The sequence below is a fragment of the Streptomyces bathyalis genome, from assembly GCF_015910445.1.
Taxonomy (GTDB): Bacteria; Actinomycetota; Actinomycetes; order Streptomycetales; family Streptomycetaceae; genus Streptomyces; species Streptomyces bathyalis.
Map to the genome: position 1 here is coordinate 1,613,418 of NZ_CP048882.1, position 16,080 is coordinate 1,629,497.

The window sequence follows — 16,080 nt, forward strand, 5'->3', positions numbered from 1 at the left end:
AGGTGGCTTCTGTGTCCGCTCAGAGGAGCTGGCGCAGCCGCTGCGGGTCGCCGACGACGATCAGGCTGCGTCCTGCCTTCGCAAGCGCGGCGGGCAGGGCCTCGGCGGCCTGCGCGTCCGTACCTCCGTTGACGGCAAGGACGACGACGCCGCGCCGCGTGACGCGTGACGTCGCCGAGGTGTGTACGCAGAAGACGTCCTCAGCGTCGGCCAGTTGACGCCAGTAGGCGTCCTCACCGAAGGAGAGTTCATGCTGTGCCCACGGATGCTGCTCGCCGGTCGTGATGACAAGAACGTCACCCGGCGCAGTTCCCTCGTCGAGAAGCTTGTCCACCGTTTCGTCCGCCACGTCCACCGCCGTCGTGTCCGTGGCGGTGACCAGTTCGATCGCCGCAGAGGTGCGGGCGGGCGCGGCGCTCGCGCGCTGCGAACCGCTGCGCACGGAGCCGGGACGGGCCGGGGTCGGTCCCTTTCTGTCCGCGCGCGGCGGCGTGGGACGCGAAGGGGCCCGGGGGCCTGGGATGGGTGCTGCGGGACGGGAAGCCTGCGGAGTCCGGGTCGCTGCCGCGGAGTTGCGGCTGCCCGGGGCGCTCTCCTGAATCTGTGGCTCCTCGGGAGTGAGAGGCATGAGGGATTGTCTATCAAACGCCGGAACGAGCTGGGTAAGCGGGTTCGGCCAGGGATTTCCAGGTCGGCTCCCGGGTCTCGGGGACCCGTCTCAGAAGAAGCCCATCTGCTCGGCGGCCGGGGTGTCTTCGTCCGGGACGACGCGCGTGCGCTTCAGGTGCTGCCACCGTGGCAGGGCATCCATGAACGCCCACGACATCCGGTGAAGCGGAGTGGGACCGAACGCCTGCAGAGCCGTCTTGTGCACCGGAGAGGGGTAGCCGGCGTTGTCCGCGAAGGCGAAGTCGGCGTGATCCGCTCCGATTTCGGCCATGAGGGCATCCCTGCGCACCTTGGCCAGAACGGAAGCAGCGGCCACGGAGATGCACGACTGGTCTCCCTTGATGACGGTACGCACCTGCCAGGGAGTGCCGAGATAGTCGTGCTTGCCGTCGAGGATCACTGCGTCAGGGCAGACGGGCAGGGCATCGAGTGCGCGCGAGGCGGCGAGCCGGAGTGCTGCCGTCATGCCCAGAGCATCGATCTCCTCGGAGGAGGAATGGCCGAGGGCATGAGCCGTGACCCATTCGTCGAGGACGCCGGCGAGTTCCGTGCGCCGCTTCACCGTGAGCAGCTTGGAGTCGGTGAGTCCTTCCGGCGGTCGCCGCAGCCCCGTGATTGCGGCGCACACGGTGACGGGCCCGGCCCAGGCTCCCCTGCCCACCTCGTCGATTCCGGCCACGACTTTGGCACCCGTCTTGGCGCGGATCGACCGCTCGACGCGGTGAGTGGGAGGTGTGATCGGCATGGCCGGATCAGCGTAGCGCCGGTCCTCCGCTTCCTGCCCGGCGGGCCCGGCACAAGGACCGGTGCTCTCTTCTTCGTCGCGCGGGGGACCGTCCCATGTGCCGTGCGGCGCTTGGGACTTGCCGTCCGGACGGACCGACTGGCCGTTCGCTGCGGGGTCTTGGGCTTCGGCGTTCATGATGATGCATTCACGTTGCGTCGTTCGGTTCTCGTCGTCCACGTGGGGCGTCCGCTCCGCTGCCACCTGCCGTTCCCGGCCGGCGCCCACGCGGCGTCACGTTCAGGTTCCGTACGAGCGCGGTGTGCACCATTGCTCGAAGGGGCGGTCGAGGTGGTAGCGCCCGTCCTTCCCCAATTCCAGCGTACGGGTCTCCGCGTTCCCCGGGTTCGACAGCGATTCGAACTCCGCGACGGTCCAGTGCAGCCACCGCATGCAGAAGAGCCGCATGGTCAGGCCGTGCGTGACGATCAGGACGTTCGGCGGATGATCGGGGCGCTCGAAGCTGCGCCAGAGGCTCTCCAGGAACGCGCCGGCCCTGTCATAGACGTCCGCTCCGGACTCCCCCTGTGCGAAGCGGTAGAAGAAGTGCCCGTAGGCGTTCCGGTACTGCTTCTGCTTCCGTACGTCCTCGCGGTCCTGCCAGTTCCCCCAGTCCTGCTCCCGCAGGCGCGGCTCCTCGCGCACACGCAGCAGAGCCGGGTCGAGCGCGAAAGCGGCGAGAGTCTGGAGCGTGCGCCGGTACGGGGAAACGTAAGCCGAGACGCTCTCCTTGCCGAAGAGCGCGCGCAGCTGCTCACCGGTCGCCTCGGCCTGCCGCACGCCCTTCTCGGTCAGCGCCAGGGCGTGATCGGGCACGCGCTCGTAGATGCTGTCGTCGTAGTTCCCCTCCGACTCTCCGTGCCGGACCAGGACGATGCGCCTCGGTCGTGCCATACGGCCACTCTATGGCGCGTCGGAGAAGTCAGACGGTCCACGAAGGCTCGAGGTCGATCACGTCACCGGCGATTCCGGTCACATCGGCTCCGATCTGGGCACGGAGTGCGAGCCGTTCCACGCGCTCCGTGCGGTACTTGCCGTGCTCCGCCGCGGAGTCCCACATCGAGAGCACCATGAACTCGTCCTCGGTCTGCGCCTGCGTGAACACTCCGCGCAGCATGCCCGGGGATCCGGCCATCGCCGGATTCCAGACCTTCTCCTGCATCAGCGTGTAGTGCTCGATGCGGTCGCCGCGCACCCGGCAGTGGGCGACACGCAGCAGATCGGCGTCGGCGAAGACGGGCCGGAAGCCGGTCTTCACATCGAAGCGGTACTCGAAGAGCCGGACGCGCATGTCCTTGTAGGTGCCGACCTGGGCCGCGTGCAGCCGGTCGTGGGAGCGCGCCATGAAGGAGTCGTAGAAGGCACGGCTCTCCCAGAATCCGAAGAGGTGCGCCACGTTCTCCCTGGAACGGCTCCATCCGCCGCCCTGCCCCCGGAAACCCGGCTCACCGAGCAGCCCAGCCCACTTCCGCTGCCCCCGCTCGAACCCCCGACGGTCCACGACGGTGCAGCGCATCCACTTGACCAGCACTGCGCCATGGTACGGCCAACCGGGTGACAAGCCGTACGCACACGGTCCGCGGGCGCGTAGGATCCACGCCTCCCGCACCGGCGCATCACCGCTTGCGACCGTCTCCTTCGGCGGCCGCGGCGGCGACGAGATACTCGGCGTAGGTCCTGCGGCCCACAGCGTGTCCGGGCGTCGTGTGATGCCCGGCCCGGTAGCCCCGGACGGCCTTGCCCGCGAGAGGAACGGGCAGCAGCGGACGGCGTCGCCGGTATGCGTACTGGGTCAGCTGCGCCAGCTCCCGGGAAGTGCGCACCTCGGGGCCGCCCATGTCGTCCACCCGTCCGGCAGGTGCCCCGAGGGCCAGCTCCACCAGGCGTTCGGCGACCTCTCCCACCTCGACCGGCTGGAAGGACAGTCCGGCGGGGTAGAGCGTGACGGGCAGCCACCGCTGGACCGTGGTGACGCGCGCGATCAGGTCATGGAACTGGGTGGCACGGAGGATCGTCCACGGCAGCCCGCTGCCCTGGACGATCCGCTCGGCCTCCGCCTTCGCCCGGTAGTAGAAGAACGGCACAAGATCGACGCCCACGATGGAGATGTAGATCAGGTGGGCCCCGCCTCCGGATCGGCTGAGCGCCTCGGTCAGCCGTTGCGTGGCCATGACGTCCTTGCCGGTGCCGGTCGTGGCGCAGTGGATGACGCTTCCCACCCCGGCCACTGCCTCGTCGAGCCCTTCACCAGAGGTGAGATCGCCCGTCGCCCACTCCGGCTCCGGCGCCGCTTCTCCGACCGTCTTGCTCCGGGTCCGGACGTGCGGGCGCGGACGGCGGCTGAGCACCCTGACTGCATGCCCTCCCTCGAGCAGCTGCTGTACGACCGCCTGTCCGAGCGTCCCCGTCCCGCCGGTGACCAGGATGTGACCTGCCGCTCCCCCGCCCGCCCTGCTTGCGCCGTCCGTCGTCCGTTCGTCCATGCCACCATCTTCCGCCAGAGTCGCGACCCCGCTCACCGAGTACCCGCACCCGCACCCGCACCAGCACCCGTGTCTGCCGTCAGGGTCTTGGTCGGACGACGCCGCCAAGTCCCGGTCCGTACAAGCGAATGCGGGGACCGGCTCATGCCGGTCCCCGCATCGTCGGCCCTGTCAGGCCTCACACATCAGCAGCCCGTCAGCTGCACCCGCTCGTCGAGCCGCAGCCCTCGCAGAGGTAGCAGCTGCCCGCGCGGCGCATCTTCGTGCCGCAGGAGAAGCACAGCGGCGCGTCGGCGTTGAGGCCGAGCTGCATCTCCATCAGCTCCGTGGAGTTGTGGGCACCGCCGGGTGCGGGGACCGGAGCCTGTGACTCGCTGACCCCCTCGGCCTTGGCTTCTTCCTTCGCCTTCTCCTTGGCCTCCCTGACGGTCTCGGCCTTCGGCGCGGACTGGGCGAGGCCCTCCACGTCGAGCTCCTCCTCGGACGGCTCGTACGAGCCCGTCTCCAGGTGACGCTGACGCTCGCTCGCGGAGTGGATGCCCAGCGCGGAACGCGTCTCGAAGGGCAGGAAGTCCAGGGCCAGACGCCGGAAGATGTAGTCGACGATCGACTGCGCCATCCGCACATCCGGGTCGTCGGTCATTCCCGCCGGTTCGAAGCGCATGTTCGTGAACTTCGAGACGTACGTCTCCAGCGGCACCCCGTACTGCAGGCCGACCGAGACGGCGATGGAGAAGGCATCCATCATGCCCGCGAGGGTCGAACCCTGCTTGGACATCTTCAGGAAGACCTCGCCCAGCCCGTCGTCCGGGTAGGAGTTGGCCGTCATGTAGCCCTCGGCGCCACCCACCGTGAAGGACGTGGTGATGCCGGGCCGACCCTTGGGCAGACGCTGCCGCACTGCCCGGTACTCGACGACCTTCTCCGGCTCGGCCTTCTCCTCCTTGCGCTTGGCGGAGAGCGGCTGGCCGACCTTCGAGTTCTCGACGTAGACGGCGAGCGCCTTCGTGCCGAGCTTCCAGCCCTGCAGATAGATCTCCTCCACGTCCTCGACGGTGGAGGACGCGGGCATGTTCACGGTCTTGGAGATCGCGCCCGAGAGGAACGGCTGCGCCGCGGCCATCATCCGCACGTGCCCCATCGGGGAGATGGAGCGCTCGCCCATGGCGCAGTCGAAGACGTCGTAGTGCTCGGGACGCAGACCCGGCGCATCGACGATGTTGCCGTGCTCCGCGATGTGCTCGACGATCGCCTCGACCTGCTCCGCCGGGTAGCCGAGCCGCTTGAGCGCCTTGGGCACGGTGTTGTTCACGATCTGCATCGAGCCGCCGCCGACGAGCTTCTTGAACTTCACCAGGGCCAGGTCGGGTTCGACGCCGGTGGTGTCGCAGTCCATCATCAGGCCGATGGTGCCGGTCGGCGCCAGCACGGAGGCCTGCGCGTTGCGGAAGCCGTGCTTCTTGCCGAGCCGCAGCACGTCCTGCCATGCCTCGGTCGCGGCCGCCCACACCGGCGTGTCCAGGTCGTCGGCGCGCCGCGCCAAGTCGTTGGCACCGGAGTGCTGCCGCATCACGCGGTTGTGCGCGTCGGAGTTGCGTGCGTAGCCCTCGTACGGACCGACCACCCCGGCCAGTTCGGCCGAGCGCCGGTAGGACGTGCCCGTCATCAGCGAGGTGATGCTCCCCGCCAGCGCACGGCCTCCGTCGGAGTCGTACGCGTGCCCCGTGGCCATGAGCAGCGCACCCAAGTTGGCGTAGCCGATGCCCAGTTGACGGAAGGCACGCGTCGTCTCCCCGATCTTCTCGGTCGGGAAGTCGGCGAAGCAGATGGAGATGTCCATCGCGGTGATGACCAGTTCGACGACCTTCGCGAAGCGCTCGGCGTCGAAGGACTGGTGCCCCTCGTCGTCGTCCCGCAGGAACTTCATCAGGTTCAACGAGGCGAGGTTGCAGGACGAGTTGTCCAGGTGCATGTACTCGCTGCACGGGTTGGAGGCGGTGATCCGGCCCGACTCCGGCGAGGTGTGCCAGTGGTTGATGGTGTCGTCGTACTGGATGCCCGGGTCGGCGCAGACGTGTGCCGCCTCGGCCATCTTCCGGAAGAGTGCCTTGGCGTCGACCTCGTCGACGACCTCGCCCGTCATACGCCCGCGGAGGGGGAACTTCGAGCCGGTCTCCACAGCCTTCATGAACGCATCGGTCACGCGCACCGAGTTGTTGGCGTTCTGGTACTGGACGGAGGTGATGTCATCGCCGCCGAGATCCATGTCGAAGCCCGCGTCGCGCAGGGCACGGATCTTCTCCTCCTCCTTGACCTTCGTCTCGATGAAGGCCTCGACGTCCGGGTGGTCGACGTCGAGCACGACCATCTTGGCGGCCCGGCGCGTGGCGCCACCCGACTTGATCGTGCCGGCGGATGCGTCCGCTCCGCGCATGAAGGAGACGGGCCCGGAGGCGTTGCCGCCGGAGGAGAGCAGTTCCTTGGAGGAGCGGATGCGGGAGAGGTTCAGGCCGGCACCGGAGCCGCCCTTGAAGATCATTCCCTCTTCCTTGTACCAGTCGAGGATCGACTCCATGGAGTCGTCCACGGAGAGGATGAAGCAGGCCGAGACCTGCTGCGGCTGGGTCGTCCCGACGTTGAACCAGACCGGGGAGTTGAAGCTGAAGATCTGGTGGAGCACGGCGTGGGCCAGCTCGTGCTCGAAGATCTCCGCGTCCTCCGGGGAGGCGAAGTAGCCGTGCTCCTCACCGGCCGCGCGGTAGGTCTTCACCACGCGGTCGATCAGCTGCTTGAGGCTGTTCTCACGCTGCGGCGTGCCCACCGCGCCGCGGAAGTACTTGCTGGTCACGATGTTGGTCGCGTTCACCGACCAGAAGGCGGGGAATTCGACGCCACGCTGCTCGAAGTTGACCGAGCCGTCGCGCCAGTTGGTCATGACGACGTCACGGCGCTCCCACTCCACCTCGTCGTAGGGATGAACCCCGGGAGTGGTGTGGATGCGCTCGATCCGGAGCCCCTTCGCCACCTTGCCGCCCTTCGCGCGGGAGCCGCGTGCCGGGCCGCTCGTCGTCTCTGTCATTCCGCCTCCCTGTACGGGCATAACGCCCCGATGCGCCCCGAATCTTCCCGGGACACCTTGCTTGTTCCATGGCTCTCGGCGGCATGCGCCACGATGCGCACCCCCGCCGGAGCCCGAGGTCTTCTCGACGCCCCGCCGCTCAGTCGGCGGCGGACGCCGTGACCGGCGCTCCCGGGCCACCGTCCGCGCCGTCGGCCCCGCTCTCCCCGCGGCCACCGCGGGCCTCGCGGGGCTCCTGCACTCCCGGTTCCCCCTCGCCCCCGTCACCCTCGCCGCCTGCGCCGTTGCCGGCCGGCGAGCCGTCCGCGCGGGCCTCCCGCAGCTCCGTCACGGCGTCCTCGAAGTCCTCGAGGGAGTCGAAGGCGCGGTAGACGGACGCGAACCGCAGGTAGGCCACGAGATCGAGATCCTGGAGCGGGCCGAGTATCGCGAGTCCGACGTCGTGCGTGGACAGCTCGGCGCTGCCCGTCGCTCTGGCGGCCTCTTCGACCCGCTGGCCGAGCTGGGCCAGGGCGTCCTCGGTGACCGGGCGGCCCTGACACGCCTTGCGCACGCCGGCGATCACCTTGTCCCGGCTGAAGGGCTCGGTGACGCCGCTGCGCTTGATCACCATCAGGGACGCGCTCTCCACGGTGGTGAAGCGGCGGGAGCAGTCGGGGCACTGGCGGCGCCGCCTGATGGCAGTGCCGTCGTCGGTGGTCCGGCTGTCGACCACGCGACTGTCGGGGTTCCGGCAGAAGGGACAGTGCATTTCCACCCTCCTTGAGCCTGCGAAAGCCCGCCTCGTGCATGACTGTTACGCCTTCGCGCGGCCCCTTCCGGAGTCCGCGAAGTTGCCACAAGCATAGTCCACAAACTCCCAACTGGGAGCAGGGGGACCACAACTTGTGGTGGCGCGCGCCAATCTAACCACTAGATCTGGTGCCAGCACGCCAGTTGATGGAAAGCGTGTCGGGGTACGCGACAGCAGACGAGAGTACGCGAGAACGGATGCGCCCCCCGTGGGCGGGGCACGCCTGCGACACTCTGTGAGACGGCGCCGACCCTCGGCAGCATGCGGCATTTACACCGCGTGTGCGGGCCACCGCCAGCCGATCCCGGGATTTTCACTCGAACGTGTGTTTGGCGCAACCTTTCGAAACCAACTACCGTTGTCCCACTAGGGAGAAACGCTCGAGAGGGGCCGACGTGACCACCACAGCAAACAGCGCCACCATCACGTCCCAGAACCGTGCCGCACAGTCGCTCGACCACATCCCGCCGGTGACGCCGGTGGACGACGCGGACGGCGCGCTGGACGCGGAGGCGCAGGACGCGCAGCAGGCGAAGCGCTCGCTGCCGGGGCGACCTCCCGGTGTCCGTGCGGACAGTTCGGGGCTCACAGACCGCCAGCGCCGCGTGATCGAAGTGATCCGTGACTCGGTGCAGCGCCGGGGCTACCCACCGTCCATGCGGGAGATCGGTCAGGCCGTCGGCCTCTCCAGCACCTCTTCCGTGGCGCACCAGCTGATGGCGCTGGAGCGCAAGGGCTTCCTGCGGCGGGACCCGCACCGTCCGCGCGCCTACGAGGTGCGCGGCTCGGATGCGCCGGCGACCCAGGTAACCACGGACACCACGGGCAAGCCGTCCGCTTCCTACGTACCGCTGGTCGGCCGGATCGCCGCCGGTGGCCCGATCCTCGCGGAGGAGTCGGTCGAGGACGTCTTCCCCCTGCCGCGTCAACTCGTCGGTGACGGCGAGCTGTTCGTGCTCAAGGTGGTCGGTGACTCGATGGTCGAGGCGGCCATCTGCGACGGCGACTGGGTCACCGTGAGGCGTCAGCCGGTCGCCGAGAACGGCGACATCGTCGCGGCCATGCTCGACGGCGAGGCCACCGTCAAGCGCTTCAAGCGCGAGGACGGTCACGTGTGGCTGCTGCCGCACAACTCCGCGTATCAGCCCATCCCTGGTGACGACGCGACGATCCTCGGCAAGGTCGTCGCGGTGCTGCGCAGGGTCTGAGGCCCGCGCAAGGCCCGGGCCCCGGGCCCCTCGCGAGTAACGGGCCGCCGGTTCCACTGCGCCGGAACCGGCGGCTCCGCCGTGTGCACACTCGCGGCTACGCCTTGGCGGCGCTCTTCCCGGCCCCGGCCGCGGACTCCTTGGCCTTCGCGTCGATGGCGGCGAGTGAACGCCGCACCTGGTTGCGGTCCGTCGTGTACCAGAAGTCGGGCATCGAGGCCCGCAGAAAGCCCCCGTAGCGCGCCTTCTCCAGCCTCGGATCCAGCACGGCGACCACACCGCGGTCCCCGGAAGCCCGCACGAGCCGCCCCGAGCCCTGCGCCATCAGCAGGGCCGCGTGCGTGGCCGCGACCGCCATGAAGCCGTTGCCACCGTGCTCCTCGACCGCCTTCTGCCGGGCGCTCATCAGGGGGTCGTCGGGGCGCGGGAAGGGAATGCGGTCCATCACCACCAGCTGGCAGTTCGCCCCCGGTACGTCGACGCCCTGCCAGAGCGAGAGCGTGCCGAACAGGCAGGTCTCGGCGTCCTCCGCGAAGCGGCGGATCAGCTCGCCCAGCGTCTCCTCGCCCTGAAGCAGGATGGGGACGTCGAGCCGGCCGCGCAGATCCTCCGCGGCGGTCTGGGCGGCCCGCATCGAGGAGAAGAGCCCCAGCGTGCGGCCGCCTGCCGCGCCCACCAGATCGGCCAGCTCGTCGAGCATGTCGCTCCGCGACGGCTCGCGGCCGGGCGGGGCCAGATGCCGGGCGACGTAGAGGATTCCCTGCTTGCGGTAGTCGAAGGGAGAGCCCGCATCGAGGCCGCGCCACCGCGGGGTCTCGTGCTCCGCCGCCTTGCCGTCGCCGCCCGGGGAGTCGTCGTCGAGCACGCGCTCGGGAGCGAGCCCGAGAGAGGCCCCGACACCGTTGAAGTCGCCGCCGAGCTTGAGCGTGGCCGAGGTGAGGACGACCGAGCGGTCGGCGAACAGCTTCTCCCGCAGCAGCCCGGCGACGGACAGCGGCGCGACACGCAGCGAGGCGCCGTAGCGGTCGTGCCGTTCGTACCAGATCACGTCGAACTCGGAGGCCTCCACGACGCGTTCGGCGACGTCGTGCACGTTCTCCATCGACGCCAGGGCCTGTTTGCGCACCGCGTCCTCGTCCTGCACGGACTTGTCGCGGGTGTTGCCCAGAGCCGTGACGCCGGCGCGAGTGGCGTCGCGGAGCGCCATGAGGACGTGCCCGAGATCGTCGGGAACGACTTCGAGCCGGCCGGGCAGGGCCAGCTCCATCACCCGCTCGAAGCCCTCGGCGGCCGTCTGGAGCCGGTCGGCGCTCTTCTCGTCGATAAGTTTCGCGGCGCGGCGGACCGCTCGGTTGACGCCGCCGGGCGTCAGCTCGCCGGTGGCCACGCCCGTCACCCGCGAGACCAGTTCGTGGGCCTCGTCGACAATCAGGACCTCGTGCGCCGGCAGCACCGAGGCGTCCTCGATCGCGTCGATCGCGAGCAGCGCGTGGTTCGTGACGATGACCTCCGCGAGCTTGGCCCGCTCACGCGCGCTCTCGGCGAAGCACTCCGCGCCGTAGGCGCACTTCGTGGCGCCCAGGCACTCGCGGGAGGAGACCGACACCTGGGACCAGGCGCGGTCGGAGACGCCGGGCCGCAGATCGTCCCTGTCTCCCGTCTCCGTCTCGCCGGACCAGTCGCGCAGCCGGAGCAGGTCTTTGCCCAGGCTGGAGGTGGGGGCCGCCGCCTCGAAGGGATCGAAGAGGCCGTCCTCCTCTTCCTGCGGAACGCCCTCGTGCAGCCGGTGCAGGCACAGGTAGTTGGAGCGGCCCTTGAGCATGGCGAACGGGGCACGGCGGCGCAGCAGCGGGTGAAGCGCCTCGACCGTACGGGGCAGGTCGCGCTCCACGAGTTGACGCTGAAGGGCGAGCGTGGCCGTGGCGATCACGACCGGCTCGCCGTGCGCCAGCGCGGGAACGAGGTAGCCCAGGGACTTGCCGGTGCCGGTGCCCGCCTGGATCAGCAGATGGGTGCCGTCGCCGACCGCATCGGCGACGGCTTCGGCCATGGCCACCTGACCAGGCCGTTCCGTACCGCCGACAGCGGTGACGGCAGCGTGCAGGAGCTCGGTGAGGGCGGGCTTGCTCATAGATCCGACACCCTACGCGGCGCCTCTGACACCGCGTCCGCTCCCGGCAGCCTCACGCCAGGTGGAGCGGGTTGGCGACGGTGCCGTGGACAGCGGCGTGCGGGCGCTCGGAGCTGTCGCGGTAGCCGTCCATGTGCAGACGGTTCCGGTTGAGGCAGAGCCGTTCGATGCGCGGGGTGAGCAGGTCGAAGGTCGAGAAACGGTCCTTCAGCTCGGGGAAGCGGGCATGGTGGCGCTCGGTCTCGGCGCGGAGCAGGGACCAGAACTCCCCCTCCGGAACCCGCAGTTGCTCCTCGCACAGTGGTGCGAGATAGCGGAAGACGCCGACGAAGAGGCCGGAGTGGATGAACTGGGTCAGGAACTGCGGAGGCTCGGTCAGCAGCACCTCACGCACCTCGTCGGGCATGTCCTCCAGCTCGGGCACCGGATCGGCGCTGACGTTCACGTCGTCGACGAAGTCCTTGACGGCCAGCCGTACGGGCACGTCGTCCTCGTCGAAGACGACGATCGCGTTCTCGCCGTGCGGCGAGAAGACCGTTCCGTAGCGGTAGAGGAAGTGCAGCAGCGGAGGCAGGACGGCCGCGAAGAGGCGGCGCAGCCACACGCGGGGCGGCAGTCCGGAACGCTCGACGAGCTCTGCGGTGAGCGACTTCTCGCGTGCGTCGGTGTGGATCAGGGAGGCGAGGGTCCGTGCCCGCTCACCGGAGTCGAGCTGCCCGGTCAGCGGTTCGCGCCAGATGCAGCCCAGCAGTTCGCGGTACTGGTACGGAACCTGCGGCAGCCTGTCGTAGAGGGGATGCCTGACGGTCACGGAGGCGACCTCGCCGAGCAGGATCACCCGGCACTCGTCGCGCAGGAAGGCGTCTCCGTCGCGCAGCCCGTGGATCCACCGCGTGACGGCCGGCGCGGCGAGGGTCCGTTCCGTCGGAAGGCCGCGCCAGACAAGGGTGTTGAGCACGGAGAGCGGCAGCTTGACCGTGTGCCGCTCGGGGCGGCTGGTGTTGAGGAACGTACGCACCGACTGCTGGGGCAACCGCAGGTCGCCGTCGGTGCGCAGCGGGACGATGTCGCCCTTGGCGAGCGAGTCGGCGAACAGCGGTGCGATGGTCTCGTCCCACTGCCAGGGGTGTACGGGCAGGAACAGGTAGTCCTCGGAGGGCAGTCCGCGTGAGCGAAGGGTGTGGCGGAACTCCCGGAGGGTCTCGGGTCCGAGTTCGCGTTCGTAGAGCCGGTGCGGCTCGGCGAGCGTGGGGACGCCCCGGTAGTCGGCAAGACCGGTGCGCACGGCGAGCCAGGGAAGGCACTGCTCGCGGCGCGCCTCGGGCGCCCAACGCGCCGCGTCCGACACGGAGAAGCCCAGGCGGCCCTTGTTCGCGACGAGCCAGGGGTGCCCCTTCTGGTGACCCTCGAGTTCCGCGTAGCCGAGCTCGGCAAGGCGCGCGGCGGGCAGTTCGCGCTCGCTGAGCCGTACGTCGGCGAGGAGCGTGACGGACAGTTCGCGGATGAGGTGGCCCGTGGTGTCGCCGGTCAGGCCGAGAAGGGTGTCGTGGGCGCGGAGCAGAAGGGCGAACGGGTCCGTGCCGGCCGGGGTCAGTGAGGCCGGATCGATGATCCAGTGTCCGTAGGCGCCGCGACGGGCGCGGAAGCGGAGCGTGAGGTCGTCGCTGACGCGGAGGCGGTACAGGCGCGTGGCGGGGGCACCGGGCGGGGCAGCAGCCGAGGCGGTCCGCTCCGTGCCGGATCGGGCCCCGGACCCGGCAGCCGCCTCGGTCTCGGTGTCCGGCTCCGGACGGGACTCCTGGTCCGGCTCCGTGTCGGGCTCGGGCCGGATGATCTCCTCGTACGCGAACTCGCTGATCATCTTCACCAGCAGCCGTCTGCCGGCCCTGCGCCAGCTGTCCGGGTCCATGCCCGGCGGCAGGCTCATCTCGCCGGGGCCGCGGGGATCGTCGTGGGATTCGTCGGAAGCCGGCAGGTGCACTGTGAGATTCCTTTGTTCGGGGACAGGACAGCAGGGCCGGGACAGGGCCGTCAGAGCACTTCGCGCAGCGCCCGGTCCCGGACCATGAGCGCGGCGCGCTTCCCGGGCAGATCGACCTCCGCCGACAGCCGGAACCCGGCGCTCAGGAACGCCGCGACGGAGGGGACGTTGCGTACGTCCGGCTCGGCCAGCACCCGTCCGCAGCGCGGACGTTGGTCGAGGACGAGGTCGGCGACGGCGCGCAGCAGCGCCGTGCCGATGCCCCGGCCGCGGTCGGGCACGCCGCCGATGAGCAGGTGCAGGCCGGTGTCGTGGGGTTTGGCGCTGCAGTACCGGGCGATCGGGTCGAGGTCCGCGCGGTAGATCTCCCAGTAGCTCATCGGGACGCCGTCCAGGAGGCCGAGGCAGGGGACGCTGCGTCCGTCGCCCTCCAGTTGGGCCCGCAGGTGCTTCGCCGTCACCTCCTGGGGACCGGACAACTCCCAGAAGGCCGCCACCGCGGGGTCGTTCATCCAGGCGGCGATCAGCGGCAGATCGCGGTCCATGCGGACCGGCACGAGCCTCATGGTGCCCACCGGCGTCCGCGACGACGGCCAGTCGCCGACGCGGTCTAGCAGGTCGGATTCCCGGTTCTGGCGTGGAGCCGCGGGGTGCTCCGCCGGTAACTCCCTTTTCTGACGGACGTGTTGACCCTGACCGTCGGGGGCGAGTGCTCCGTACCGCTCGTGTTCGGCCAGAAGCGCCGCCAGGTCACCGGAGAGCCCCAGGTCGAGAGTGTCGTCGCTGCCCGATGCGCCGGACGGCACGGACTCCCCCGGTGCGCCGGACTGTCCGGAGGTCTGCGGGGTGCCGGAGGCAGCGGGGTTCGGACGGTTCACGTGAGCGCAACTCCCTTCGTGGCCCTCACCCCGTCACCGGCACAGCGGGTTGGTGACGGTGACGTACACGGACTGGGTGTCGACAGGGCCGACGAGTTCGTCCATGCCGTGCAGCCGCGTGAGCAGATTCGCCTTGCAGCGCAGCGTCGGCGACTCCAGCAGCAGGGCGGGCAGCGCCGATACGGGGCCGCCCTCGCCCGTGCGGGCGCGCACCCGGAGGAACTGCCGCGCGGCGGCGAGCAACACCCCCTCGTCCGCGAGCCGTTGGACGCCGAAGGCGCCGATCAGGCCGAGGATGTTGTTGATGCCGAGGTAGTACGCGAAGCGCTCGTCGGCCACGTCGTCGTCGACGAAGGAGTCGCTGTCCACACCGAGTCGCATGCCGGGCAGCCGCTGCTGGAGTGCCTCGCGCCGCGACTCGCGGAAGTAGTAGCCCTGGTTGTCGCGATAGCGGCCGCCGTACGGCCACCCGGCGCCGTCGAGCAGCACCAGGGTGTTCTGCTGGTGGGCCTCCAGGGCGATACCGGCGTGTGCGTCCAGCCACAGCACGGGCCGGACAACAGCGTCGAGGTAGCGCAGGAACCACTCCGTGGAGACGGTCGTGACGGGCCGGTCCGTCCGCGCGGCGAGGCCTTCCACGATGTCGGCCAGGCGTGAGCGCAGCGCGCCGCGCGGCACACCGGGCCAGGGCAGCTCGGCGGTCAGGCCGGCGACGCACACGGCGTCGTCGGACGGCTCGAAGGGGTTGTGCCGGATGACCGTGTCCAGACCCTGCACGGGCTGTCCGTCGGGCCCGTCGACCCCGAGCCACGCCGGGTCGCGGACGATGTCGAAGCCGGGGTGCACCGCCCGCCACTGCGCGCCGAGGCCCGAGCGCAGCAGCCGGTGCACCTCGAGGCCGCGCAGCAGTTCCTTGCGGAGGTTCTCCCGGCGGGAGTTGGTGATCGGCAGGCCGAGTGACAGCTTGAGCATCGCCGGCCCGCCCGGCCGCGCCACCGTGCGGACGGACGACGTGGGATGCCAGACATCACCCGCCTCGCCCATGTCGTGCAGGAGCCCGTCGGCGAGGAGGCGGGCCACGGCGGGACGGTACGAGAGGCGTCGGGCCTGCCAGGGGTGCAGCGGCAACGGCACTGTCCCGGTGGGCAGTCGGGACGTCAGCGCCTCGCCCGCGAGCCGGGCGGCGAGCTGCTGGGCACTGACGGCGCGGCCGCGTTCCGTCCAGGCCGAGTCGCACGCGACGACGGACTCGTCCACGGCGATCCAGTGCAGCGGGAAGGCCGCTCGCGTTTCCGGTGAGTAGGCCCGGCACTCCTCGTCGGAGAGACCCTGGCGGCTCTTGGGCGCCGGGTGCAGCGGGTGTCCCAGGACCAGCGACTGTTCGGCGTCAAGGAACGGGCCGTTGCCCGGCGGGAGTTCGGGTGCCGCACGGCGCTCCGCGAGGAACTCGCCGGCGCGGCGCACGGAATCGGCGACACGGGCGACGAGGTCGGCGGAGTCGACGGAGGCGTGAGCAGTCGCGACGGGCGCGAGGGGTGCGGGACCGCCGCTTCCGTGCAGGGCCTCTTGGCGCTCGGCGCGGCTTTGGTGGACGGCCTCGCGTGCGATGAGTGCGGCGAGGGCAACCGCGTCGAGCGGCGCGGCACCGCTGCGGACGCCGTCCAGGAGCGGCGGTCCGAAGTCGTGACGTCCACTTGGCGACCAGTAGCGCACCGGGACGCGGAGCACCACACCGGTGGCGTCCATGGGGAGCACGAGGGTGTCCCGGTCCTGTGCCGGCCGCTGAATGTCGTTCTCCCGCACCCAGCAGCACAGCAGGTTGTTGACGGCGGCGGCGTCCGCCGTCCGGGCCGGGTCGTCCGTCCCGGCCTGCCCGGCCGCGGGCACGCCCGTACGGGAGGAACGCGCGGGGCTCTGCGCCTGCTCGGGAAGGAGCGCCGAATGCGCCGGCGCGGGGGCGGGGGACGGGGCGGCAGGAGTGGAGAGGACACGTGATCCGGACGGGGCGGGTGGCACGGAAGCCGAGTGCGGTACCGGAGCACCGGCCTCCTCACGGACGAGTTCACGCGGGACT

11 protein-coding genes and 1 pseudogene are annotated in these 16,080 nt (G+C 70.2%); 1 reads left to right on the forward strand and 11 read right to left on the reverse strand.

Annotation, left to right across the window (positions count from 1 at the left end; translation table 11 throughout):
- Positions 1 to 19 precede the first annotated feature (19 nt).
- The 7 genes from G4Z16_RS06955 to nrdR all read right to left on the reverse strand — a co-directional run bounded on the left by G4Z16_RS06955 (position 20) and on the right by nrdR (position 7,766).
- Positions 20 to 442 (reverse strand): hypothetical protein, encoded by a 423-nt coding sequence (locus tag G4Z16_RS06955; protein ID WP_343070721.1) that lies wholly within the window; start codon positions 440 to 442, stop codon positions 20 to 22.
- Positions 443 to 718: 276 nt separating this feature from the next.
- Positions 719 to 1,414, reverse strand: coding sequence for a ribonuclease HII (locus tag G4Z16_RS06960; protein ID WP_197349810.1), 696 nt, complete (start codon positions 1,412 to 1,414; stop codon positions 719 to 721).
- 279 nt (positions 1,415 to 1,693) lie between these two features.
- Positions 1,694 to 2,347, reverse strand: coding sequence for a histidine phosphatase family protein (locus tag G4Z16_RS06965; RefSeq protein ID WP_197349812.1), 654 nt, complete (start codon positions 2,345 to 2,347; stop codon positions 1,694 to 1,696).
- Between the two features lie 28 nt (positions 2,348 to 2,375).
- Entirely contained in the window at positions 2,376 to 2,984 is a 609-nt protein-coding gene (locus tag G4Z16_RS06970; RefSeq protein WP_028437448.1) for a YdbC family protein, read from the reverse strand.
- A gap of 85 nt (positions 2,985 to 3,069) precedes the next feature.
- Entirely contained in the window at positions 3,070 to 3,936 is an 867-nt protein-coding gene (locus tag G4Z16_RS06975; protein WP_197349813.1) for an SDR family oxidoreductase, read from the reverse strand.
- Positions 3,937 to 4,132: 196 nt separating this feature from the next.
- Positions 4,133 to 7,015 (reverse strand): vitamin B12-dependent ribonucleotide reductase, encoded by a 2,883-nt coding sequence (locus G4Z16_RS06980; protein WP_197349815.1) that lies wholly within the window; start codon positions 7,013 to 7,015, stop codon positions 4,133 to 4,135.
- Positions 7,016 to 7,154: 139 nt separating this feature from the next.
- Positions 7,155 to 7,766 (reverse strand): transcriptional regulator NrdR, encoded by a 612-nt coding sequence (gene nrdR / locus G4Z16_RS06985; RefSeq protein ID WP_197349817.1) that lies wholly within the window; start codon positions 7,764 to 7,766, stop codon positions 7,155 to 7,157.
- A gap of 575 nt (positions 7,767 to 8,341) precedes the next feature.
- Here nrdR and lexA point away from each other — a divergent pair.
- A pseudogene (gene lexA / locus G4Z16_RS06990) lies at positions 8,342 to 9,016 on the forward strand (transcriptional repressor LexA); the annotation flags it as partial.
- Between the two features lie 97 nt (positions 9,017 to 9,113).
- Here the strand turns inward: lexA and G4Z16_RS06995 are convergent.
- From G4Z16_RS06995 to G4Z16_RS07010, 4 genes are all read right to left on the reverse strand, one after another.
- On the reverse strand, positions 9,114 to 11,147 hold the full coding sequence (locus G4Z16_RS06995; protein ID WP_197349821.1) for an ATP-dependent DNA helicase: 2,034 nt from the start codon (positions 11,145 to 11,147) through the stop codon (positions 9,114 to 9,116).
- A gap of 52 nt (positions 11,148 to 11,199) precedes the next feature.
- On the reverse strand, positions 11,200 to 13,074 hold the full coding sequence (locus G4Z16_RS07000) for an IucA/IucC family protein (RefSeq protein WP_197354220.1): 1,875 nt from the start codon (positions 13,072 to 13,074) through the stop codon (positions 11,200 to 11,202).
- 104 nt (positions 13,075 to 13,178) lie between these two features.
- Positions 13,179 to 14,006: a GNAT family N-acetyltransferase gene (locus G4Z16_RS07005; protein WP_197349822.1), complete on the reverse strand. Its 828-nt coding sequence runs from the start codon at positions 14,004 to 14,006 to the stop codon at positions 13,179 to 13,181.
- Positions 14,007 to 14,039: 33 nt separating this feature from the next.
- Positions 14,040 to 16,022 carry an IucA/IucC family protein gene (locus tag G4Z16_RS07010; protein WP_197354221.1) on the reverse strand — a complete coding sequence of 661 codons (1,983 nt, stop codon included), beginning with the start codon at positions 16,020 to 16,022 and terminating at the stop codon, positions 14,040 to 14,042.
- Between the last annotated feature and the right edge of the window lie 58 nt (positions 16,023 to 16,080).

What these genes read in the sequence shown, in the direction of transcription:
- G4Z16_RS06960 (WP_197349810.1), bottom strand. Translation starts at nt 1,414, where the DNA reads ATGCCGATCACACCTCCCACTCACCGCGTCGAGCGGTCGATCCGCGCC.
- G4Z16_RS06965 (WP_197349812.1), bottom strand. Translation starts at nt 2,347, where the DNA reads ATGGCACGACCGAGGCGCATCGTCCTGGTCCGGCACGGAGAGTCGGAG.
- G4Z16_RS06975 (WP_197349813.1), bottom strand. Translation starts at nt 3,936, where the DNA reads ATGGACGAACGGACGACGGACGGCGCAAGCAGGGCGGGCGGGGGAGCG.
- G4Z16_RS06980 (WP_197349815.1), bottom strand. Translation starts at nt 7,015, where the DNA reads ATGACAGAGACGACGAGCGGCCCGGCACGCGGCTCCCGCGCGAAGGGC.
- nrdR (WP_197349817.1), bottom strand. Translation starts at nt 7,766, where the DNA reads ATGCACTGTCCCTTCTGCCGGAACCCCGACAGTCGCGTGGTCGACAGC.
- G4Z16_RS06995 (WP_197349821.1), bottom strand. Translation starts at nt 11,147, where the DNA reads ATGAGCAAGCCCGCCCTCACCGAGCTCCTGCACGCTGCCGTCACCGCT.
- G4Z16_RS07000 (WP_197354220.1), bottom strand. Translation starts at nt 13,074, where the DNA reads ATGAGCCTGCCGCCGGGCATGGACCCGGACAGCTGGCGCAGGGCCGGC.